Consider the following 21,588-nt stretch of genomic DNA (forward strand, 5'->3'; position numbering starts at 1 on the left):
CGTTCAAACCAAATTCAAAAGCCGAGCTTAGAAGCTCAAGCCGCTTTCCCGCGCGGCGTCGCCGAGCGCCTTGACGCGGCCGTGATAGAGATAGCCGCCACGGTCGAACACCACTTCCTTGACGCCGTTCTTCACGGCGCGCTCGGCGAGCAGCTTGCCCACGGCTTTCGCCGCGTCGATATCCGCGCCGGTTTTGCCGGTGTCGCGCATGGCCTTCTCCAGCGACGAAGCGGAGGCGAGAGTCTCGCCCTTCACGTCGTCGATGACCTGAGCGTAGATGTGCTTCGACGAGCGGAACACCGACAGGCGCGGACGTCCATTCGCGGTCCGGCGCAGCGCGAGACGAACGCGCTGCTTGCGCCGGGCATTCGTGACCTTGAGTTTCGACATGACCGGCTCCGTTACTTCTTCTTGCCTTCCTTGCGGAAGATGAATTCATCGGCGTACTTCACGCCCTTGCCCTTGTAGGGCTCCGGCGGACGGTAGCTGCGGATCTCGGCGGCGACCTGGCCGACGCGCTGGCTGTCGTTGCCGGCAATGGTGATTTCGGTCGGCTTCGGCACGGCGATCTGGATCCCTTCCGGAATCGCGTAGACCACATCGTGGCTGTAGCCGAGCGAGAGCTGCAGGTTCTTGCCCTGAAGCGCAGCGCGGTAACCGACGCCGGTGATTTCCAGCTTCTTCTCGAAGCCCTTGGTGACGCCTTCGACCAGATTCGCGATCTGGGCGCGAGCGGTGCCATACAGCGAACGCGCGCGCTTGGTCTCGAAGCGCGGCGCAACCGTGATCGCGCCGTCCTTCATCTCGACCGAAACGTCGTCATGCACGACAAACTGAAGCGCGCCCTTCGGGCCCTTCATCTTGACGGTCTGCCCTTCAACATTCGCGGTGACGCCGGAGGCGATCGCGACGGGCCTTTTGCCTACGCGGGACATTGATCTTCCTTCCTTAGAACACCGTGAAGAGAACTTCGCCGCCCACATTCGCGTCACGCGCGTCGTGGTCAGCCATGATTCCCTTCGGCGTCGACAGAACCGAGATGCCAAGGCCGTTGCGGACGCGCGGCAGGTTCTTCACCGAAGCGTAGACCCGGCGGCCCGGCTTCGACACGCGCTCGATCTCCTTGATGACCGGCTCGCCGTCGAAGTACTTCAGCTCGATTTCCAGCTCGTTGTGGCCACCGGCATGTTCGACCGCTGCATAGCCGCGAATGTAACCCTCGGCTTTGAGCACTTCGAGCACGTTGGCGCGCATCTTCGAGCCCGGGGTCGAAACCTTGGACTTGTTGCGCATCTGCGCGTTGCGGATGCGGGTGATGAGATCGCTGATCGGATCGTGCGTTGACATGTCTCCGCCTCCCCTTACCAGCTCGACTTCACGAGACCCGGAATCAGGCCCTTCGAGCCGAATTCACGGAGCGCGATGCGGCTCATCTTGTTCTTGCGATACACCGCGCGCGAACGGCCGCTGACTTCGCAGCGGTTGCGGATGCGGGTCGCCGACGAGTTGCGCGGCATCTCGGCGAGCTTGATCGTCGCCGCGAAACGCTCTTCCATCGGCTTGGTCTTGTCGGCGATGATCGCCTTCAGACGGGCGCGCTTGGGAGCAGCGTTCTTCGTCATCTTCTGACGCCGGTTATTCTTTTCGACAGAACTCTTCTTAGCCATCGAGTAGTCTCCATACCTTTCCGCGTTTGAGGCGCTGACTAATTCAGCGGCTCACTGCCGGAACGGAAAATTGAATGCGGTCAGCAACGCCCGCGCCTCGTCGTCCGTGGCGGCGGTGGTGCAGATCGTAATGTCCATGCCCCAGGTCTCGCCCGACTTGTCGTAGTCGATTTCCGGGAACACGATGTGCTCCTTGAGGCCGAGCGAGTAGTTGCCCATTCCGTCGAAGCTCTTCGGATTGAGGCCGCGGAAGTCGCGGACGCGAGGCAGCGCGATGTTCACAAGACGATCGACGAAATCGTACATGCGGGACTTGCGCAGCGTCACCTTGGCGCCGATGGCCTGGCCTTCACGCAGCTTGAAGGTCGCGATCGCCTTGCGGGAATGCGTGACAACCGGCTTCTGGCCGGCGATCAGCGCGAGATCGGCAGCAGCCAGCTCGACCTTCTTGCGGTCGTTGACGGCTTCGCCGATGCCCATGTTGAGCACGACCTTCTCGAGCACCGGAACCTGCAGCGCGTTGGTGTAGCCGAACTGCTCAACCAGCTTGCCGCGGATTTCCTTGTCAAACTGCGCGCGCAGGCGCGGAACGTATGCGGTCTCAGCCATTGATCTCTGCTCCCGAGCGCTTCTCAACGCGCACCTTGGTGCCGTCCTTCTGGACCTTGAAGCCGACGCGGGTCGGCTTGCCGTCCTTGCCGACGAGCGCGATGTTGGACAGGTGGATCGGCGACTCCTTGGTGATGATGCCGCCTTCCTGGGCCTGGGTCTGCTTCTGGTGACGCTTCACCAGGTTGACGCCGCGCACCAGCGCACGGTTCTCGGTGGGGCGCACCTCAAACACTTCGCCGGTCCGGCCCTTGTCGCGGCCCGACAGCACGATGACCTTGTCACCCTTGCGAATCTTGGCAGCCATTACAGCACCTCCGGCGCAAGCGAGATGATCTTCATGTGGTTCTTGGCGCGAAGCTCGCGCGGCACCGGCCCGAAGATACGGGTGCCGACCGGCTCGGACTGGTTGTTGATCAACACAGCCGCGTTGCGGTCGAAGCGGATGACGGAACCGTCAGCCCGGCGGATGTCCTTGGCGACGCGAACGACGACCGCCTTCATGACGTCGCCCTTCTTCACCTTGCCGCGTGGAATGGCTTCCTTGATCGAGACGACGATGATGTCGCCCACCGTTGCATAGCGGCGCTTGGAACCTCCAAGAACCTTGATGCACATGACACGGCGCGCGCCGGAATTATCGGCCACGTCGAGGTTGGTCTGCATCTGAATCATTGATGCACCTCGTCCTCTTTCTGATGCGCTATTTGCGCTTTAAGCTGTTTTCTTGGCGTCGCTCTGGACAACCGTCCAGCGCTTCAACTTCGAGAGTGGTTTGCTTTCCTCGATCCAGACCGTGTCGCCTGCCTTGAACTGGTTGTTCTCGTCATGCGCGTGGTAGTTCTTGGACCGGCGAATGGTCTTCTTGTAGATCGGGTGGGTGAAGCGGCGGTCGACACGCACGACAACGGTCTTGTCCTGCTTGTCGCTGACGACGACGCCCTGGAGAGTACGCTTCGGCATCTTTCGCCCCTTACTTCTTGCCGTCGCGCTTTTGCGCGGCGATGGTCTTGATGCGTGCGATATCGCGGCGAGCTTCACGCAGGCGCGAGGTGTTCTCGAGCTGCCCGGTGGCACGCTGGAAACGCAGGTTGAACCGCTCCTTCTTCAGATTGAGGACGGCTTCGTCCATCTGATCGGGGCTCATCGCGCGAATGTCTTCGACTTTCAGTTCGGCCATGGTCCTTACTCCGCAATGCGCGCGACGAAGCGCGTCTTGATCGGCAGCTTGGCGGCGGCAAGCTCGAGAGCTTCCTTCGCGGTCTGATGGGTCACGCCGTCGATCTCGAACATGATGCGGCCCGGCTTGACGCGCGCCACCCACAATTCCGGAGCGCCCTTGCCCGAGCCCATGCGGACTTCAGCAGGCTTCTTCGACACCGGCACATCCGGGAACACGCGGATCCAGACGCGGCCGGCACGCTTCATGTGACGGGTCAGCGCGCGGCGGGCGGCTTCGATCTGGCGCGCGGTGATGCGCTCCGGCGCCATCGCCTTCAGGCCGAACTGGCCGAAAGACAACGTCGCGCCCGACGAGGCGACGCCGTGGATACGGCCCTTATGCGCCTTTCGGAACTTTGTCTTCTTTGGTTGCATCATGGCTTACGCCCTCAAACCTTCTTCAAATTTCAATCAGGCCGCATCGCGACGGGACGGACGCCCGCTGTCGCCTTCGGCCATACGCTTGTCCTGGGCCATCGGATCGTGCTCGAGGATTTCGCCCTTGAAGATCCAGACCTTGACGCCGCAGGTGCCGAACGTGGTGAACGCGGTGGCGACACCGTAGTCCACATCGGCGCGCAGCGTGTGCAGCGGCACGCGGCCTTCACGATACCATTCCATACGCGCGATTTCGGCGCCGCCGAGACGGCCCGAGCAGTTGATGCGGATGCCTTCGGCGCCCAGACGCATCGCCGACTGAACGGCGCGCTTCATGGCGCGGCGGAACGCAACGCGGCGCTCGAGCTGCTGCGCGATCGACTCGGCAACCAGGGTCGCGTCGAGTTCCGGCTTGCGGATTTCGACGATGTTGATCACGACATCGGAGTCGGTGATGTCGGCGACCTTCTTCTTCAGCTTGTCGATGTCGGCGCCCTTCTTGCCGATCACCACGCCCGGACGCGCCGAGTAGATCGACACGCGGCACTTCTTGTGCGGGCGCTCGATCACGATGCGCGCAACGGCGGCCTGCTTCAGTTCCTTCATCAGCACTTCGCGGATGCGGATGTCCTCGTGGAGGAGCTTCGCATACTCGTTCTTGCCGGCGAACCAACGGGAATCCCAGGTCCGGTTGATACCGAGACGCAGCCCGATTGGATTGATCTTTTGACCCATCGTCTTCTCCCGCCCTTAGGCGCTCGCCTCGGCCTCGACCTGACGAACGACGATCGTCAGCTGCGAGAACGGCTTGTAAACACGACCCGAACGGCCACGGCCGCGCGGTGCGAAACGCTTCATCACGATGCCGTTGCCAACATGCGCCTCGGCGACGACGAGCGCGTCGACATCGAGATCATGGTTGTTTTCGGCGTTCGCGATCGCGGACTCCAGGCACTTCTTGACGTCGCCGGCGATCCGCTTGCGCGAGAACTGCAGGTCGGCGAGCGCAGACGATGCCTTCTTGCCGCGGATCAACTGCGCAACAAGGTTCAGCTTCTGCGGCGAGACGCGAAGCATGCGGGCTACCGCCTTGGCCTCGTTGTCCGGGAGAACCCGTTCGCGCTTTGGTTTGCTCATGACTAAGTCCTCAAGCCCTTACTTCTTGGCTTTCTTGTCGCCCGAATGGCCGTGGAAGGTACGGGTCGGCGAGAACTCGCCGAACTTGTGACCGACCATTTCCTCGTTCACCGCGACCGGAACATGCTTCTGACCGTTGTAGACGCCGAAGGTGAGTCCCACGAACTGCGGGAGGATCGTCGAGCGGCGGCTCCAGATCTTGATAACGTCGTGACGGCCGCTCGAACGCGCTGCATCTGCCTTCTTGAGCAGAGAGCCTTCAACGAACGGGCCTTTCCAGACTGAACGAACCATGTCCGGCGTTTCCTTACTTCTTCCGCTTGTGGCGGCTGATGAGAATGAACTTGTTGGTCGACTTGTTGGTGCGGGTCTTCTTGCCCTTGGTCGGCTTGCCCCACGGAGTGACCGGGTGACGGCCGCCCGAGGTGCGGCCTTCACCGCCGCCGTGCGGATGGTCGACCGGGTTCATGACAACGCCGCGGTTGTGCGGGCGACGGCCCATCCAGCGCTTGCGGCCTGCCTTGCCGATCGAGATGTTCATGTGATCCGGGTTCGACACCGCACCGATGGTGGCGGTGCAGCGGCCGTGAACCAGGCGCTGTTCGCCCGAGTTCAGACGGATGATCACGAAGTCATGGTCGCGGCCGACGATCTGGGCGTAGGTGCCCGCGGAACGGGCGATCTGGCCACCCTTCCCGATCTTCAGCTCGACGTTGTGCACGATGGTGCCGACCGGCATGTTGCCCAGCGGCATGACATTGCCCGGCTTCACGTCGACGTAAGCGCCGGCGACAACGGTGTCACCCACGGCCAGACGCTGCGGCGCGAGGATGTAAGCCTGGGTGCCGTCTTCGTACTTGATCAGCGCGATGAAGGCGGTGCGGTTCGGATCGTACTCAAGACGCTCGACCTTGGCCGGAACATCGACCTTGGTGCGCTTGAAATCGACGATGCGGTAAGCCTTCTTGTGGCCGCCGCCGCGGAAACGCACGGTGATGCGGCCGGTGTTGCCGCGTCCGCCGGACGAGTTCTTGCCTTCGGTCAGAGCCTTGACAGGCTTGCCCTTGTAGAGCGCCGAACGATCGACCATCACCAGCTGGCGCTGGCCCGGCGTCGTGGGGTTGAATGTTTTCAATGCCATCGTCGTTCGCCTTACAGCCCGGTGGTCACGTCGATGCGGTGGCCCTCTTCAAGGGTCACAACAGCGCGCTTGGTGTCCGACTGAGAACCGAACTGGCCGCGGAAGACTTTCATCTTGCCCTTGCGAACCAGCGTGTTGACGCTCTTCACCTTGACGTCGAACAGCTTCTCAATCGCGTCCTTGATCTGCGGCTTGGTCGCCTTGGCGGCGACCTTGAACACAACCTTGTTGTGCTCCGAAGCCACGGTCGCCTTTTCGGTGATCACCGGGGCGACGATGATGTCGTAATGACGCGCATCATGAGTGGTCATTTGAAGCGCGCCTCCAACGCATCGAGAGCGGCCTTGGTCAGAACGAGCTTCTGACGGCGCAGGATGTCATAGACGTTGATGCCCTGAATCGGCAGCACGTCGATGTGCGGAATGTTGCGCGCGGCCTGCGCGAAACCGTTGTTCACCTCGGCACCGTCAACGATCAGCGCGTTGGTGATTTCCAGGCCCGAGAAGTGGCCGAGCAGCGCCTTGGTCTTGGCGTCCTTGAGATCGGCGTTCTCGATCACGATCAGACCGCCGTCCTTCGCCTTCGCCGACAGGGCGTGCTTGAGGCCGAGCGCACGGACCTTCTTCGGCAGATCGTAGGCATGGCTGCGTACGACCGGACCGAAGGCACGACCGCCGCCGCGGAACTGCGGAACGCGGGCCGAACCGTGACGAGCACCGCCGGTGCCCTTCTGCTTGTACATCTTCTTGCCGGTGCGCCAGACTTCCGCACGGCCCTTGGCCTTGTGCGTGCCGGCCTGACGCTTGGCGAGCTGCCAGTTCACGACGCGCTGGATCAGATCCTTGCGCGGCTCGAGACCGAAAATCTCGTCCGAGAGCTGAACGGAGCCAACCGCCTTGCCTTCAAGGGTTGTGACCTTCAATTCCATCACGCACCCTCCCCAGCCGGAGCCGCTTCAGCAGCAGCATCGGTTTCGCCAGCCAGCTTGAACTTGCCGGGCTTCGGCGCATCCTTCGGCAATGCCTTCTTCACCGCGTCGCGCACGGTGATCCAGCCGCCCTTGGAGCCCGGAACGGCGCCTTCGATCAGCAGCAGGCCGCGCGCCACGTCCGTCTGGACGACGCGCAGGTTCAGCGTGGTGATGCGATCGACGCCCATATGGCCGGGCATCTTCTTGTTCTTGAAGGTCTTGCCCGGGTCCTGACGGCCACCGGTCGAACCGATCGAGCGGTGCGAGACCGAGACGCCGTGGGTTGCACGCAGACCGCCGAAATTCCAGCGCTTCATGCCGCCCGCGAAGCCCTTACCGACCGAGGTGCCGGTGACGTCGACGAACTGACCGACAACGAAGTGATCGGCCTGGATCTCCGCGCCGACCGGGATCAGCGAGTCTTCCGACACGCGGAATTCCGCGACCTTGCGCTTCGGCTCGACCTTGGCGACGGCAAACTGGCCGCGTTCCGCCTTCGGCAGATAGACGCTCTTGCGCGAGCCCGAACCGAGCTGCAGCGCGACGTATCCATTCTTCTCGGTCGTGCGATGGCCAACAACCTGGCAATTGCCCAACTTGAGCACGGTCACAGGGATATGTTCACCGGTCTCCGTAAAGACCCGCGTCATCCCGACCTTTTGTGCGATCACTCCGGAGCGCATCGGCGTGCTTCCTGTTCTTTCTGTCCCGAGGGACTAGCTAATCTACTTTGCGAGCATGACCCGGTCCGAAAACCGGTGCCCACTTTTCGGGGTCATGCTCAGAGCTTGATCTCGACGTCGACACCGGCGGCGAGGTCGAGCTTCATCAGCGCGTCCACGGTCTGCGGGGTCGGATCGACGATATCGAGAAGGCGCTTGTGAGTGCGCATCTCGAACTGCTCGCGGCTCTTCTTGTCAACGTGCGGCGAACGGTTGACGGTGAACTTCTCGATGCGGGTCGGCAGCGGAATTGGTCCGCGAACCTGGGCACCGGTGCGTTTTGCCGTGTTCACGATCTCGCGGGTCGACGTATCGAGAATCCGATGGTCGAACGCCTTGAGACGGATGCGAATATTCTGGCCGTTCATTGCCGCTTCTTTCTTTAGTGAGTGGTGAGTAGCGAGTAGCGAATATCTCTACTCGCCACTCCCCAATCGCTATTGGCTCTTACTCGATGATGCTGGAAACGACGCCCGAACCGACGGTGCGGCCGCCTTCACGGATCGCGAAGCGGAGCTTCTCTTCCATCGCGATCGGCACGATCAGGTGCACTTCCATCGCGATGTTGTCGCCCGGCATCACCATTTCCGTGCCTTCCGGCAGGTGCACAACACCGGTCACGTCGGTGGTGCGGAAGTAGAACTGCGGACGGTAGTTGGTGAAGAACGGCGTGTGACGGCCGCCCTCTTCCTTGGTGAGGATGTAAGCCTCAGCCTTGAACTTGGTGTGCGGCTTGACCGAACCCGGCTTGCAGAGAATCTGGCCGCGCTCGACTTCTTCGCGCTTGGTGCCGCGGAGCAGCGCACCGATGTTGTCGCCAGCCTGGCCCTGATCGAGCAGCTTGCGGAACATTTCAACGCCGGTAACGATGGTCTTCTGGGTTTCACGCAGACCGACGATTTCGATTTCCTCGCCGACCTTGATGATGCCGCGCTCGACGCGGCCGGTGACGACCGTGCCGCGGCCCGAGATCGAGAACACGTCTTCGACCGGCATCAGGAACGGCTGGTCAACCGGGCGGGCCGGCTGCGGAATGAACTCGTCGACAGCCTTCATGAGCTCGAGGACGGCGTCGTGGCCGAGCTTCGGCTCCTTGTTTTCGAGCGCGCAGAGCGCCGAACCGCGGATGATCGGAATGTCGTCGCCCGGGAAGTTGTACTTCGAGAGCAGTTCACGAACTTCCATCTCGACGAGCTCGAGCAGTTCCGGATCGTCGACCATGTCGCACTTGTTCAGGAACACGACGATCGCAGGAACGCCGACCTGACGGGCGAGCAGGATGTGCTCGCGGGTCTGCGGCATCGGGCCGTCGGCAGCGGACACGACGAGGATCGCACCGTCCATCTGGGCAGCGCCGGTGATCATGTTCTTCACGTAGTCGGCGTGGCCGGGGCAGTCGACGTGCGCGTAGTGGCGGTTCGGGGTCTCATACTCGACGTGAGCGGTCGAGATGGTGATGCCGCGCGCCTTCTCTTCCGGCGCCTTGTCGATCTGGTCGTAAGCGGTGAACGTCGCGCCGCCGGCTTCAGCGAGAACCTTGGTGATCGCCGCGGTCAGCGACGTCTTGCCATGGTCGACGTGACCGATGGTGCCGATGTTACAGTGCGGTTTGGTACGTTCAAATTTAGCTTTAGCCATGACGTTCTCCGTTCAACTTTGACTCGCGTCAAAGAAATCAAGCAAACTTTTTCTGGACTTCTGCCGACACGTTGGCCGGCGCTTCAGCGTAGTGATCGAACTGCATCGTGAAGGTCGCGCGGCCCTGGCTCATCGAGCGCAGGTTGTTCACGTAACCGAACATGTTCATGAGCGGCACCATCGCATTGATCACGTTGGCGTTGCCGCGCATGTCCTGACCCTGGATCTGGCCACGGCGGGAGTTGAGATCGCCGATCACCGAACCCGTGTAGTCCTCAGGGGTCACCACCTCGACCTTCATGATCGGCTCGAGGAGGACCGACTTGCCCTTCTGCAGCGCTTCGCGGAATGCAGCACGCGAGGCGATTTCAAAGGCCAGCGCCGACGAGTCGACGTCGTGGTACTTGCCGTCGACCAGCGAGACCTTGACGTCCACCACAGGGAACCCGGCGACAACGCCCGAGTTCATGACGCTGTTGAGACCCTTTTCAACACCGGGGATGTATTCCTTCGGAACCGCACCACCGACGATCTTCGATTCAAACACGAAGCCGGCGCCCGGCTCGTTCGGCTCGACCACAAGCGACACTTCCGCGAACTGACCGGTACCGCCGGTCTGCTTCTTGTGGGTGTACTTGACCTCGGCCGGCTTGGTGATCTTCTCGCGGAACGCAACCTGCGGCGCGCCGATGTTGGCGTCGACCTTGTAGGTACGGCGGAGAATGTCGACCTTGATGTCGAGATGGAGTTCGCCCATGCCCTTGAGGATGGTCTGGCCGGACTCGTGATCGGTCGACACGCGGAAAGACGGATCTTCCGCAGCGAGCTTCGCAAGCGCAACGCCCAGCTTTTCCTGATCGGCCTTCGACTTCGGCTCGATCGCGATTTCGATGACCGGCTCCGGGAATTCCATCTTTTCAAGGATGACCGGATGATCCGGGTCGCACAGCGTGTCGCCGGTGCGGGCTTCCTTGAGGCCGGCCAGCGCGACGATGTCGCCGGCATAGGCTTCCTTGATGTCTTCGCGGTTGTTCGCATGCATCAGCAGCATGCGGCCGATACGTTCCTTCTTCTCGCGGGTCGAGTTCACGACGCCGGTGCCGCTCTGGAGAATGCCAGAGTAGATGCGGCAGAAGGTGATGGTGCCGACGAACGGGTCGTCCATGATCTTGAACGCGAGCAGAGCCAGCGGCTCCTTGTCGTCCGCCTTGCGCACGACTTCGTTGCCGTCCTCGTCGGTGCCCTTGATCGCAGGCACGTCGACCGGCGACGGCAGGTAGTCGACGACGGCGTCGAGCAGCGGCTGCACGCCCTTGTTCTTGAAGGCCGAGCCGCAGAGCACCGGATAGAACGCGCCGGTCAGAACCGCCTTGCGGATCAGACGCTTGAGCGTCGCCTCGTCCGGCTCGTTGCCGTCGAGGTAAGCAGCCATGGCGTCGTCGTCGAGCTCGACGGCGGCTTCGATCATCTTCTCGCGGTATTCCTTGGCCTTCTCGACCAGGTCAGCCGGAATCTCCTGATCCTCGAACTTCGCGCCGAGCGCTTCGTCAGCCCAGACGACAGCCTTCATGCGAACGAGGTCGACCAGACCCTTGAAGTTGTTCTCGGCGCCGATCGGGAGCTGGATCGCAACCGGCTTCGCGCCGAGGCGGTCGATAATGTCCTGCAGGCACTTGTAGAAGTCAGCGCCGGTCTTATCCATCTTGTTGGCGAAGACGATGCGCGGAACCCTGTACTTGTCGCCCTGACGCCAGACGGTTTCGGTCTGCGGCTCGACGCCCTGGTTGGAGTCGAGAACGCAAACGGCGCCGTCGAGCACGCGCAGCGAACGCTCGACTTCAATGGTGAAGTCGACGTGGCCGGGGGTGTCGATGATGTTCAGGCGCTTGCCGTTCCAGAACGCGGTGGTCGCAGCCGAGGTGATCGTGATGCCACGCTCCTGCTCCTGCTCCATCCAGTCCATCGTCGCGGCACCTTCGTGCACTTCGCCGATCTTATGGCTCTTGCCGGTATAATAGAGGATGCGCTCGGTCGTCGTCGTTTTACCGGCGTCGATGTGCGCCATGATACCGAAATTACGGTAATCCTCGATGGCATGTTGGCGGGGCATGGGCTGTCCTTAATGTCCGTTCGTTTCGCCGTTACCAGCGATAGTGCGAGAAGGCACGGTTGGCTTCCGCCATCTTGTGCACGTCTTCACGCTTCTTGACTGCGTTGCCACGATTGTTCGATGCATCGAGCAGCTCGGCGGAGAGCCGTTCGGTCATCGTCTTCTCGTTGCGGCCGCGGGCAGCCGTGATGAGCCAGCGAATGCCGAGCGCCTGACGGCGGGTCGAACGCACTTCGACCGGCACCTGATAGGTCGCACCACCGACGCGGCGCGAGCGCACTTCGATGGTCGGCATGACGTTTTCCAGCGCCTGCTCGAACACGGTGAGCGGGCCCTGCTTGGTCTTCTGCTCGATCAGGTCGAAAGCACCGTAAACGATGTTTTCGGCGGCGGACTTCTTGCCGTCGTACATGATCGAATTCATGAACTTGGTGACGATGATGTTCCCGAACTTCGGATCCGGGTTCACTTCGCGCTTTTCGGCAGAGTGGCGACGAGACATTGATTCCGCTCCTGCTTACTTCGGACGCTTCGCGCCGTACTTGGACCGGCGCTGCTTGCGGTTCTTGACGCCCTGCGTATCGAGGACGCCGCGGAGGATGTGGTAGCGCACGCCCGGCAAATCCTTGACGCGGCCGCCGCGAATCATGACCACCGAGTGCTCCTGAAGATTGTGGCCTTCACCCGGAATGTAGCCGATGACCTCGAAGCCGTTGGTCAGACGCACCTTGGCGACCTTACGAAGCGCGGAGTTCGGCTTCTTCGGAGTCGTCGTATAGACGCGCGTGCAAACGCCACGCTTCTGCGGCGACTGCTGCAGCGCTGGCACCTTCTTGCGCGACTTCTGCGCTTCGCGTGGATTCGCGATCAGCTGGTTGATCGTCGGCATCGTTCGCCTTCACCCTTGTTCGCGCGAAACCTTGCCGGCTTCGCAAATTCGTTCGGAGCAATCGCCCCACTCGCTTCACGTCGACAACAACCCGGTCATCCCATCGGCACGGGTTCAAGACCCACGCGCAAAACGAAATCGCGCCACCCATCCATCGCTGAATGGAAAGCGCTTGACCGCCACAGAGGATCGCAACCGAAACCGCGATCATGCATCCGAGACTGAACTCTAAAGGCGCGCGCATACGCGGTCGCCCGAGAGATCAATGTTGTCCTGGCATTGCCTGGCTAGTGCCGACAGCGTTTGAGCGACATCCGTCGAGGTTGGTGCCGATCCATTCCCGGACAAGGTCGCGGGGCTGAAAAGGTGATCCGTTCCGACGCAGGGAAGCTCACCGCCTGTCGTGAAGTGGCCGGGTTTTATAAGCCATGCACACCCAAGTCAAGACTAATCAACATGCGAAAAGAGCAAGCGGCAGAGCCACTTCTTGCACACGGGATGAAACCGGACAGGCTCTTATCATGACATCCGGCGCGAATCTTTTCGGCATGAAATCCGGCCGATTCTGGCCCCGTTGCGGCGGGTTCATGCCGGTCCCGAAAACCCTCGCCCCGCACCTGACGGCGGCAGACAACGGCCTTCGGCGCGGCTTCATCTGCCGCTAGTCTCAGGAATATGCAAACAAATCAACGACTTGGAAGAATCTACGAATCCAACGGATTCACGGCGTTGGCGCCAGCCGCCGCTTGCTGGACAGGACGGACATCGCACGGAGCCAGTCCCGGACATCCCGCAGGCGTTCATAGCCATACTGGCGGGCCGCCTCGATGCCGAAGACCAGGGAGCGCTTGGGCCTGACGTCCACCACCATGTCGACCATGGCTTTCCGGCCCGTCCAGATCTGGGCCATGAAACTGTCCTGCGCCGAGCACGAATCGATGGCCTGCACATCGGTGGCGGCGAAGAGCTGTTCGGTCATTTTGTCGACCACCAGCACGCCGGGCGAGTATTTGGCGAATTCGCCGTCAAAGGCGATCTTCCAGGTGAAGGCCGTGGTCCCGCAATAGAGCAGCACCTGGGCGGCGATGGTCCGGCCGTCGAGCCGCAACACGGCCACCGAGGCATTGCCTTCAGCGGCGAGGTCTCCGATCAGCCGCCGGGTGAACTCGGTGTCGCGTTCGCTGCAGAGGATCGCGGTGCCCTTTTCGCCCTTCCAGCTTCGCTTTTCGAGAACGAGAAACTCCTCAAAGGCCACCCGGGTGGCCTCCGCGTTGCGCGCGTTGACCATTTCGAGCTTGCCGAGCGCCGACAGCCGGTTCCAGTCCTGCCGCAGCTTCTTCCGGGTGGAGCCCGACGCCTTGACCCCCTTCTCCCGGGTCACCGCCGGCCTCTGGCTCTGCGTGAGAACAAGATGCGCAAGATCCTGGTCCGCAATGGTCTTCTGGATCGCGGCATAGGCCTGCGAGTCCGCATCCATCTCCTTGAGACTGACCACATGCGGGAGTTTGGGGTTCTTGCTGATCGCAGCAAAGAACGCCGGCATGACCTCCATTGCAAAAGCGGGATCGACCACCGGCGTGGAAAGGAAGGCATAGTTGTAAGGCCGCGCCTCGAGCATCGGCGGCCAGAACGAAATGACGTTGCGATGCTGCAGGGCCCACAGCCCGACCAGCCGCGCAGACTCCACGCCCTCCTCCCACGCGAGCAGCACGGTCACCATCGCGAACATGGTGTCGAGCGCCGCCTTGAGCGCGGTCGGATTCATGAAGGCGTTGCCCGGCGCGCGGCGAATGAGATCATTCCACGCCGCCGTGAGGTCCTGACCCGGCTTTGCGACTGTTACTGAAATCATAGCGGCAAAACCTGCGTCGAAGCGTCGGGAAACCGCATTCTCGCGGAGGCAAATTGAGGGCGCATGACTGCGATCCAAAACTCTACTGACCTACCCCCGGTTCCATTCATGATGCGGCGGCGCGCCGCAGGCAAGTCGCAATCATTTAAATCGTTAATAGACGTGTTTTCGCAGCATTAACCTAAGCAGCCGTTCACCACGTTTGCTTCAAGGTTTAGTCGAGTTTGCAGCCCTAATGCTAAGTAGCTGAAAAGAGGCGCAACATGCGGCACACGGACATTGCCATCATCGGCGGCGGACTTGCGGGATCGACAGCCGCAGCCATGCTCGGCCGCGCCGGCATTTCCGCGATCCTGATCGACCCGCACAAAATCTATCCGCCCGATTTCCGCTGCGAAAAGCTCGGCGGCTATCAGCTCGACCTGTTGCGCAAGACCGGCATTGCCGAGCCGGTGCTGGCGGCGACCACCCTCGATGGCAACGCCTGGACCGCGCGGCTCGGACGCCTGCTCGACAAGAAGCCCAGCGACCAGCATGGCATCATCTACGACGATCTCGTGAATACCGTCCGCCGCCAGATCCCGGAAACTGTCGAGTTCATCGAAGACAAGGTGACCGGCGTTGCAACCAGTCCGGATTTGCAGACGCTGACGCTCTCGAACGGCGAAACCATTTCCGCGCGGCTGATCGTGCTGGCGAACGGGCTGAACATCGGCCTGCGCCACACCCTCGGCATCGAGCGCGAAGTCATCAGCCCGTGCCATTCCATCACCGTCGGCTTCAATGTCGTGCCCGTGGGCCGCGACACATTCGAGTTTCCGGCGCTGACCTATTTCACAGAAAGCGCGACGGCGCAGATGTCCTACCTGACGCTGTTCCCGATCGGCTCCGCCATGCGCGCCAACCTGATGGTCTATCGCGGCATGGACGATCCCTGGCTGCGGCGCATGCGCCAGGCGCCGGAACAGGCCATTCACGAGTTGATGCCCAACCTTCGCGCCCTCTCCGGCGAGTTCAAGGTCGATGGCATGATCAAGATTCGCCCGGCGGACCTTTACGTCACCAAGGGGCACCGGCAGGCCGGCATCGTCCTGGTCGGCGACGCCTTCTGCACCTCATGCCCGGCGGCAGGGACAGGCACCGGCAAGGTGTTCATGGACGTGCAGCGGCTGTGTAACGCCTATATCCCGGCGTGGCTTGCCAGCGGCGGCATGGGCGCGGACAAGATTTCGCAATTCTACGACGATCCGGAAAAGTGCGCGAACGACGCATCGTCACAGCGTCAGGCCTATGACCTGCGTTCGATCTCCATCGACACCGGGCTGTCATGGCATGTGCGGCGCTGGATTCGCTTCCTGCACCGTGCGGCGCTCGGCGCAACGCGCCATCTGCGCGAAACGCTCTCGGTCCGGCGGACGGCGCAGCCTTAGGAATCAGTCCTCATCATCATCGTCGTCGTCATCATCCTCTGCCGGATGGTGCGACTGATGAAGCTGGTCGTCCCAGAGCTTGCGGTACATGCCGTTGGCCTTGAGCAATTCGGCATGCGGGCCGCGCTCCACGGCCTTGCCGTTACTCACGACAATGATTTCGTCCATGTCCACCACCGATGTCAGGCGATGGGTCGAGAAGATCATGGTGCGGCCCTTGGCGACCTTGAGCAACGTGCGGTTGATCGCCGCTTCCGTGGTCTGGTCGAGCGCCGACGTCGCCTCATCGAGCAGCAGGACTGACGGATTGCGCACAATGGCGCGCGCAATCGCGATGCGCTGGCGCTGGCCGCCGGAGAGCGTATCGCCGCGCTCACCGACCACGGTGTCGTATTTCTGCGGCAGAGTCATGATGTAGCGGTGAATCTCGGCCTTCTTCGCCGCCTCCTCGACTTCCTTGTCGGTCGCACCGTCCTTGCCCAGCCGGATGTTTTCGCGGATCGACATGTTGAACAGCATGTTTTCCTGAAACACCACCGCCATGCTGCCGCGCAGCGAATCCCGCGTCACTTTTCGGATATCGACACCGTCAATGCTGACCCTGCCCTCGTTCGGCTCATACAGTCGTAGGATGAGATTGAGCAGCGTGCTCTTGCCCGAGCCGCTCGGCCCGACCACGGCGATGTTCTTCCCCGCCCCGAGCTTCAGCGACAGGCCATCGAGAACCGGATTCTCGCTGCCCTCGTATTTGAAGACCACGCGGTCGAACGAGATGTTGTCGGTGATGCGCGGCAGGTCCGGCGCGCCGGGACGGTCGGCGCCGCGCGGCGGCTCATCCAGCAGTTCTTCCATGTGACGCACGGCGGCCGCGGCCTGGATCGCCACCGGAATGAAGTGCATCAGATGGGCGATGTTGTAGGAGATTTCCCAGAACGCGCTTTCGAAGGTGACGAACGTGCCGATGGAAATCTTGCCGATGGTCGCGAGATACGCGCCGATCGCCAGCACGACGAGGTGCAGCAGCAGCACCGACACGGTGACGGTACGCTCGACCATGGTGGACAGGAATGTCGCGTCCGCCATCGAGCGGCGCGCAGCGTTGTTGCGGAAAGTGAACCAGCCGAACGCCTTGCGCTGCAGGCCGAACGCCTTCACCACCATCTGCGCGGCGACGTTCTCCTGCACCACGCCGAGGATCGCGGATTCGTTGACCTTCTGCTCGTAGTTCGCCTGCACCGCTTTCGGCGTGAGGATACGCGGACCGATCAGGGTGATCGGGAAAATCAGCAGCGCCACGGCGGCGAGCTGCCAGTTCAGCCAGATCATCAGGCCGATGCCCGCGATCAGTTCGAGGAACGGCAGCGCCGCGCTGTTGGCCAAATGCTTGACCGAGGATTCGTAGCCGGCCATGTCGACGGAAAAGCGCGACAGGATTTCGCCGCGCTTGGTGCGCCCGAAAAACGCCGCCGGCAGGCTCTGGACATGCTGGAACATCCGGGCGCGGACATCGGAGATCACCGATGCAGCCAGCCGCGCATCCCAGCGCTCGTACCAGACCGCGACAATGGAGGTGATGATGCCGGCGACCGCGAGCACCGTCAGGATGGTGTAAAGCGCCTGGAAATCCTCCTCGCCGAGCGCGTCGTCGATCAGGTATTTCAGGCTGAGCGGCATGATGACGTTGAACAACGTCTCGATGAAAAGGCCGATGGCGACGAAACTCAGCCACGTCTTGTAGTTGCTCAGGTGCGGCCAGGTGAACCGCCAGAGGGTCGCAAACGCGCCCGCCGCCTCGCTCGCGGTATAAACGACAAGATCCTCGTCATCGTCGTCATCATCGTCGTCGATGTCTTCGGGATCGGGCGACGGCAGCGGAATCTCGGCCTGCGCGGCGAGGCGCGCAGCCTCGTCCTCGAGCGGCTTGCCCGATGCTGGCTTGTCGGTATCCGAACCGGGTGGCTTGCTTGCCATCTCAACCGCCGCTGCACGGCCGGACGGCCGCAATCACCTGTGACAGCGGCCGGATGGCCGCCATTGTTAGCGATTAGTCGTCGTCGGCAATCTTGTCAAAGAACGAGTAGCGCAGGCTGTCCGCGTCCGCGTACCAGTCGCCCGGCCCCTTGTTGGCCTTCAGCGTCGCGTCCCAGACGGCGTCGGTGGTGTCGCGCCGATGCATGGACAGGTCGAAGCCGTTGCTGAAGAACAGTTCGGACCATTCCCACCAGGTGCCCAGTTTCTTGACCCCGCGCAGCAGGTCGTAACGGTCGATCAGGCCCGGCATCATGTCGCTGGTGACCGATCCGAACACAAAGCCGGTCTTCACCACGCGGTTGAGTTCGCGCACCGCGCGCTTCACCTGCTTTTCCGGGACATGGCAGAGGCTGGTCTCGAAAACGAAATCGAACTCCTCGGCCTTGAACGGCAGCTTGGTCAGCGAGCCGAGCTTGTTGTACTTGCGCAGCGCCTTCGGCGTCTTGCCGTGAATATAGCGGTTGTTCTCGACGCCCCAGGCGTCGATGCCGCGCTCGCGCAGTGCCCCGACCAGTTCGCCGCTCGCCGAGCCCGCGACCAGCAGCTTGTAGCCCTTGGCCCGGTTCCAGACGATCTTGATGAGGTTCATCAAATAGTCCGGATCGGTGAACTTGTCCCACACCTCGGCGTAAGGCCCGGTGTTGCGGTAGTTGTCGAAATAGGCACGGTCGATCTTGTCGGAAGGAACATTGCCGCTCTCGCCGCGCTCATAGCGCAGCTTGATCATCTGGGTGAGGATGATGTCGGTGGCGGCATCCGACGAGTCCAGCAGGCCGTTCAGCGTGGAGTCGAACAGGTAGTCGCCGACAACGACGAAGCCAGGATGGTCGGTCGGCTCGGGGTGATGATTGGTCATCACATCGCGCGCGGGCAGCCCGCCCGGTATGCAGTTCACCGATGACAGCCAGCGATGAGTCTTGCCCTCGAGGAAGTGCGCCCGCGCATCACCGAACGATTTCGGCAGCGACTTGATCGCCGCGTCGATCAGTTCCTTGTCGCTGAGATTGGCGAAGGCCAGCGCGTCGGATCCGGGGATCAGCCAGTTCAGCACGCCATGGCGGCCTACATCGTGACGCGCACCCTCGACATACACGCAGCAGCCGCCGAACGCCTCGGACATCCACCATGCGCCCGGAACCTTGTCGCCCCAGAACGGCTCATCGAACAGGATCGAGACGCGCAGGTAATGCGCGGGACGATCGAAGTAAGCGATGTGCTTGATCATGGAATGGCGCAGCAATTCGCCGTCCCAGTTCATGGTGGTGAGCCACGAATGCGGCAGGCACATCACCACGAGATCGTGCTCCTTGGTGATCGGCCCCTTCCCGTTCATCATGTTTATGGCGTAGCGGCCGGAATTCGCCTTGCCGACTTTCAGCACGCGATGATTCAACTGGATGTCGGCGTCGATCTCGCTCCTGAGGCTGTGGATCAACTGCTCGTTGCCATTCTGGATCGAGTAGAGGCCGATATAGCCGTCCACATCCATCACGAAGTTCTTCAGCGCATTGAGGCCGTTGGTGTTGTGCGGCTCGGTGGCGATGTCGGAGCGCGCCATCACCTTGAGGAAGCGCTTGGCGACCGGGTCCAAGACTTCGCGGTCCAGCAGTTCCTCGGCGCTGATATAGGCCCATGGATGTTCGTTGTCGTGCGCGCCGATGCCTTCATAATATTCGGTCGGCGACACCATTTTGGCGCATAGCTTGCGAAAATCCTCGATGGCTCTGGCGGTCTCCGGCCCGTACTTGCGGCGCATGCCGGGGACATCATTCAGCAATTCGCCGTCAAGCTGCACCTGCTCGGCGTCCATCGGGATGGTCTGCAGGCCGAAATGCTGGATCAGTTCCCGCAGCGGGTCCGGGCCGGTCATGGAGTAATCGTAAATCTCGGCGACGCCCGCCTCGTACATGGCCGGCGCGGTGTCGAACGTCTTGGTCAGGATCTTGCCGCCGAGCCGGTCGGACGCCTCATAGATCGTGATGCGGCAGAGCGCCCCAAGTTTCTTCTTGAGGTACCACGCACTCATAAGCCCGCCTGGGCCGCCGCCGACTATCGCCAGATCGAGCATGTTGTCCTTCGCCCCTCGCCGGCGTTTTTCTCGAATACCGCCGGTCTAACTCACCCTAAACAAATGCGTTTTCCATCTGAAGGGAAGATGAACAAACCACGATCCGGAGCTAAAAAGACCGGTAGGGCGGAAAGAAGATGCGATTTGAGGCAGTTCCGGGCGCCCCCGAGGCGTCACCGGGCGCATGATCGCGCCGCCGCAAGACCGGGTTATTTCGCGCAGCGAAACCCACCGCGCGAAAGAAAAACGGGCCGGCAAAGCCGGCCCGCGAGATGGCGCTGATTATCCTGAGCCACGGACACCAAAATCATCACCGCGAGGCGATCATGTCCTATGGCTGAAAACTATCGTTCCGTTTGAATGCCCTGCCCCGAAATCACTGGACGTCTTGGATGGTCACAGAATGGCCACAGACTAGAAAACCGGTCATTCGGCACATCCCCCAAATGGGTCAAAGTTGCCCAGATCACAGCTAACCAGGTCAATTCGTCCACCGAACTGGGTTTATTCGGCAACAAATCTCTCGCCGCATCCCCGTTACTTGATGACGAGCCTTACTTGATCACCAGCCTCGCCATCATCGCGGCCAGTTCGCTCTGGCGCGACACGCCGACCTTGGAGAACACCCGCTTCAGCACCGAGCGGGCGGTTTCCTCCGCAATTCCGAGCCTCTCTGCGGCGTCCTTCGGCGACAGGCCGGACCCGACCAGCGCGGCAATTCGGGCCTCGCCAAGCGTCACGCCCAGGACATCGCGGATCAGCGACGGATCGGGAATGCCATCGGCGGTCGGATTCATCAACAGAACGATGGCGCGGGCGCGCGCCAGAAAGCCGCTTGCGGAGTTCTGTGCGGGAATCGGCAGGACATACAGCGCCAGCGGCCGGTTCGCGCTCTGGCGATGAACCAGAATGGGCCTGGTTTCCTGTGCGACCAGAATGCGGTTGCCATCGAGCGCATTGCGGATGGCGTTGACCGCCTCCTCGCTCGCCGCTGGATTTGTCAGCACAAGCCGGTCGTTCACGACGTTCAGTCCGTCTCCGAGCAGCGCCTGCGACGCGGCATTGGACGCCACCACCCGCCCCATCGCATCCAGCGCGAAGACGCCGATTCCGATGCGCGCCATCGCCGTGCCCATGCCGGAATTCATCGCTTTGGCATCCATCAAGTGAATGCTCAGGCGTAACGACGTCTCGATATGCGGCGCTAGCCGCTCCAGAAATTCAAGTTCCTCGTCAGAGTATTCCGGACGGCCCATCGCCCGCTGCACACTGACGGCCACCTCGATATGCGGGTCCGGCGAAACCGTCGCCGCCGCGAAATACCGCAACCCGTGCCGGCGCAAAAAGTCCACATAGAACGGATGGGTTTCCATATCCTCATCCGTCATCAGGTCGCGGTCGGTGATCACGTCGCGCTTGAAGAAATAGCCGCGTTCACGGGCCCGGATCGCCCGCAAATCGCGATCGCTCCAGCCTTGGGCGTAATCGGCGCTGACCTGCCGCAGGGACGGCGACGCGATGACGCCGAAGCTGCCGTCGTCGCGTCCATAGATAAGGATCGCCCCGACATCATCGAAGCAGTTCGCGATGAATTCGAGGGTCGACGGCCAGCGCGACGGGTCGGCCGCAGCGGCATAGATGGCCTCGATTGCCGCAATAAGGCGGTCATGCTTGCTCAAACGGTCCCCGCAATATCGTAAGACCTACGGTCAAGAACCAGTAGAA

General features: G+C 61.8%; 27 protein-coding genes. 1 reads left to right on the forward strand and 26 read right to left on the reverse strand.

Annotation, left to right across the window (positions count from 1 at the left end; genetic code table 11):
• Positions 1–27: 27 nt before the first annotated feature.
• The 23 genes from rplR to HMPREF9696_RS07180 all read right to left on the reverse strand — a co-directional run bounded on the left by rplR (position 28) and on the right by HMPREF9696_RS07180 (position 14,334).
• Positions 28–390 (reverse strand): 50S ribosomal protein L18, encoded by a 363-nt coding sequence (gene rplR, locus HMPREF9696_RS07070; RefSeq protein WP_002712285.1) that lies wholly within the window; start codon positions 388–390, stop codon positions 28–30.
• 11 nt (positions 391–401) lie between these two features.
• The gene (gene rplF, locus HMPREF9696_RS07075; protein ID WP_002712286.1) at positions 402–935 is read right to left on the reverse strand and encodes a 50S ribosomal protein L6; all 534 of its coding nucleotides are present in this window, start codon (positions 933–935) and stop codon (positions 402–404) included.
• 13 nt (positions 936–948) lie between these two features.
• On the reverse strand, positions 949–1,347 hold the full coding sequence (rpsH, locus tag HMPREF9696_RS07080; RefSeq protein WP_002712287.1) for a 30S ribosomal protein S8: 399 nt from the start codon (positions 1,345–1,347) through the stop codon (positions 949–951).
• Positions 1,348–1,361: 14 nt separating this feature from the next.
• Positions 1,362–1,667, reverse strand: a complete 306-nt coding sequence (gene rpsN / locus HMPREF9696_RS07085; RefSeq protein WP_002712288.1) for a 30S ribosomal protein S14 — start codon at positions 1,665–1,667, stop codon at positions 1,362–1,364.
• A 51-nt stretch (positions 1,668–1,718) separates the two neighbouring features.
• Positions 1,719–2,276, reverse strand: a complete 558-nt coding sequence (rplE, locus tag HMPREF9696_RS07090) for a 50S ribosomal protein L5 (RefSeq protein ID WP_002712289.1) — start codon at positions 2,274–2,276, stop codon at positions 1,719–1,721.
• Positions 2,269–2,583 (reverse strand): 50S ribosomal protein L24, encoded by a 315-nt coding sequence (rplX, locus tag HMPREF9696_RS07095; RefSeq protein ID WP_002712290.1) that lies wholly within the window; start codon positions 2,581–2,583, stop codon positions 2,269–2,271. Before rplX ends, rplE begins: the two co-directional genes overlap by 8 nt.
• Entirely contained in the window at positions 2,583–2,951 is a 369-nt protein-coding gene (gene rplN, locus HMPREF9696_RS07100; protein ID WP_002712291.1) for a 50S ribosomal protein L14, read from the reverse strand. The genes rplX and rplN overlap by 1 nt, the downstream gene beginning before the upstream one ends.
• 39 nt (positions 2,952–2,990) lie before the next feature.
• The gene (gene rpsQ / locus HMPREF9696_RS07105; RefSeq protein WP_002712292.1) at positions 2,991–3,239 is read right to left on the reverse strand and encodes a 30S ribosomal protein S17; all 249 of its coding nucleotides are present in this window, start codon (positions 3,237–3,239) and stop codon (positions 2,991–2,993) included.
• Positions 3,240–3,249: 10 nt separating this feature from the next.
• Positions 3,250–3,456: a 50S ribosomal protein L29 gene (rpmC, locus tag HMPREF9696_RS07110; RefSeq protein ID WP_002712293.1), complete on the reverse strand. Its 207-nt coding sequence runs from the start codon at positions 3,454–3,456 to the stop codon at positions 3,250–3,252.
• Between the two features lie 5 nt (positions 3,457–3,461).
• The gene (gene rplP / locus HMPREF9696_RS07115) at positions 3,462–3,875 is read right to left on the reverse strand and encodes a 50S ribosomal protein L16 (RefSeq protein ID WP_002712294.1); all 414 of its coding nucleotides are present in this window, start codon (positions 3,873–3,875) and stop codon (positions 3,462–3,464) included.
• 33 nt (positions 3,876–3,908) lie between these two features.
• The gene (gene rpsC / locus HMPREF9696_RS07120; protein ID WP_002712295.1) at positions 3,909–4,610 is read right to left on the reverse strand and encodes a 30S ribosomal protein S3; all 702 of its coding nucleotides are present in this window, start codon (positions 4,608–4,610) and stop codon (positions 3,909–3,911) included.
• A gap of 15 nt (positions 4,611–4,625) precedes the next feature.
• A complete protein-coding gene (rplV, locus tag HMPREF9696_RS07125; protein WP_002712296.1) occupies positions 4,626–5,012 on the reverse strand; it encodes a 50S ribosomal protein L22 in 387 nt (128 codons plus the stop codon).
• Between the two features lie 18 nt (positions 5,013–5,030).
• The gene (gene rpsS, locus HMPREF9696_RS07130) at positions 5,031–5,306 is read right to left on the reverse strand and encodes a 30S ribosomal protein S19 (RefSeq protein ID WP_002712297.1); all 276 of its coding nucleotides are present in this window, start codon (positions 5,304–5,306) and stop codon (positions 5,031–5,033) included.
• Between the two features lie 13 nt (positions 5,307–5,319).
• A complete protein-coding gene (rplB, locus tag HMPREF9696_RS07135; RefSeq protein WP_002712298.1) occupies positions 5,320–6,153 on the reverse strand; it encodes a 50S ribosomal protein L2 in 834 nt (277 codons plus the stop codon).
• A gap of 11 nt (positions 6,154–6,164) precedes the next feature.
• Positions 6,165–6,464 (reverse strand): 50S ribosomal protein L23, encoded by a 300-nt coding sequence (locus tag HMPREF9696_RS07140; protein ID WP_002712299.1) that lies wholly within the window; start codon positions 6,462–6,464, stop codon positions 6,165–6,167.
• The gene (rplD, locus tag HMPREF9696_RS07145; protein ID WP_002712300.1) at positions 6,461–7,081 is read right to left on the reverse strand and encodes a 50S ribosomal protein L4; all 621 of its coding nucleotides are present in this window, start codon (positions 7,079–7,081) and stop codon (positions 6,461–6,463) included. The genes HMPREF9696_RS07140 and rplD overlap by 4 nt, the downstream gene beginning before the upstream one ends.
• Entirely contained in the window at positions 7,081–7,806 is a 726-nt protein-coding gene (gene rplC / locus HMPREF9696_RS07150) for a 50S ribosomal protein L3 (RefSeq protein WP_002712301.1), read from the reverse strand. Before rplC ends, rplD begins: the two co-directional genes overlap by 1 nt.
• Before the next feature lie 98 nt (positions 7,807–7,904).
• Positions 7,905–8,213: a 30S ribosomal protein S10 gene (gene rpsJ, locus HMPREF9696_RS07155; RefSeq protein WP_002712302.1), complete on the reverse strand. Its 309-nt coding sequence runs from the start codon at positions 8,211–8,213 to the stop codon at positions 7,905–7,907.
• A gap of 79 nt (positions 8,214–8,292) precedes the next feature.
• Positions 8,293–9,483, reverse strand: coding sequence for an elongation factor Tu (tuf, locus tag HMPREF9696_RS07160; protein ID WP_002712303.1), 1,191 nt, complete (start codon positions 9,481–9,483; stop codon positions 8,293–8,295).
• Positions 9,484–9,520: 37 nt separating this feature from the next.
• Positions 9,521–11,593 (reverse strand): elongation factor G, encoded by a 2,073-nt coding sequence (gene fusA / locus HMPREF9696_RS07165; RefSeq protein ID WP_002712304.1) that lies wholly within the window; start codon positions 11,591–11,593, stop codon positions 9,521–9,523.
• 31 nt (positions 11,594–11,624) lie between these two features.
• Positions 11,625–12,095 carry a 30S ribosomal protein S7 gene (gene rpsG / locus HMPREF9696_RS07170; RefSeq protein ID WP_002712305.1) on the reverse strand — a complete coding sequence of 157 codons (471 nt, stop codon included), beginning with the start codon at positions 12,093–12,095 and terminating at the stop codon, positions 11,625–11,627.
• Between the two features lie 15 nt (positions 12,096–12,110).
• Positions 12,111–12,482, reverse strand: a complete 372-nt coding sequence (gene rpsL / locus HMPREF9696_RS07175; RefSeq protein ID WP_002712306.1) for a 30S ribosomal protein S12 — start codon at positions 12,480–12,482, stop codon at positions 12,111–12,113.
• Positions 12,483–13,203: 721 nt separating this feature from the next.
• Positions 13,204–14,334, reverse strand: a complete 1,131-nt coding sequence (locus HMPREF9696_RS07180; protein WP_002712308.1) for a GNAT family N-acetyltransferase — start codon at positions 14,332–14,334, stop codon at positions 13,204–13,206.
• A 263-nt stretch (positions 14,335–14,597) separates the two neighbouring features.
• Between HMPREF9696_RS07180 and HMPREF9696_RS07185 the strand changes: the two genes are divergently transcribed.
• Positions 14,598–15,764, forward strand: a complete 1,167-nt coding sequence (locus HMPREF9696_RS07185) for an FAD-dependent oxidoreductase (protein WP_002712309.1) — start codon at positions 14,598–14,600, stop codon at positions 15,762–15,764.
• Between the two features lie 3 nt (positions 15,765–15,767).
• On the opposite strand, the gene HMPREF9696_RS07190 is transcribed toward HMPREF9696_RS07185, so the two are convergent.
• The 3 genes from HMPREF9696_RS07190 to HMPREF9696_RS07200 all read right to left on the reverse strand — a co-directional run bounded on the left by HMPREF9696_RS07190 (position 15,768) and on the right by HMPREF9696_RS07200 (position 21,542).
• Positions 15,768–17,735, reverse strand: coding sequence for an ABC transporter ATP-binding protein (locus HMPREF9696_RS07190; RefSeq protein ID WP_002712310.1), 1,968 nt, complete (start codon positions 17,733–17,735; stop codon positions 15,768–15,770).
• 73 nt (positions 17,736–17,808) lie between these two features.
• Positions 17,809–19,863, reverse strand: a complete 2,055-nt coding sequence (locus HMPREF9696_RS07195; protein WP_002712311.1) for an FAD-dependent oxidoreductase — start codon at positions 19,861–19,863, stop codon at positions 17,809–17,811.
• A 554-nt stretch (positions 19,864–20,417) separates the two neighbouring features.
• Positions 20,418–21,542, reverse strand: coding sequence for a helix-turn-helix transcriptional regulator (locus tag HMPREF9696_RS07200; protein ID WP_002712312.1), 1,125 nt, complete (start codon positions 21,540–21,542; stop codon positions 20,418–20,420).
• Between the last annotated feature and the right edge of the window lie 46 nt (positions 21,543–21,588).

The organism is Afipia clevelandensis ATCC 49720 (assembly GCF_000336555.1).
In the GTDB taxonomy this organism is placed as follows: domain Bacteria; phylum Pseudomonadota; class Alphaproteobacteria; order Rhizobiales; family Xanthobacteraceae; genus Afipia; species Afipia clevelandensis.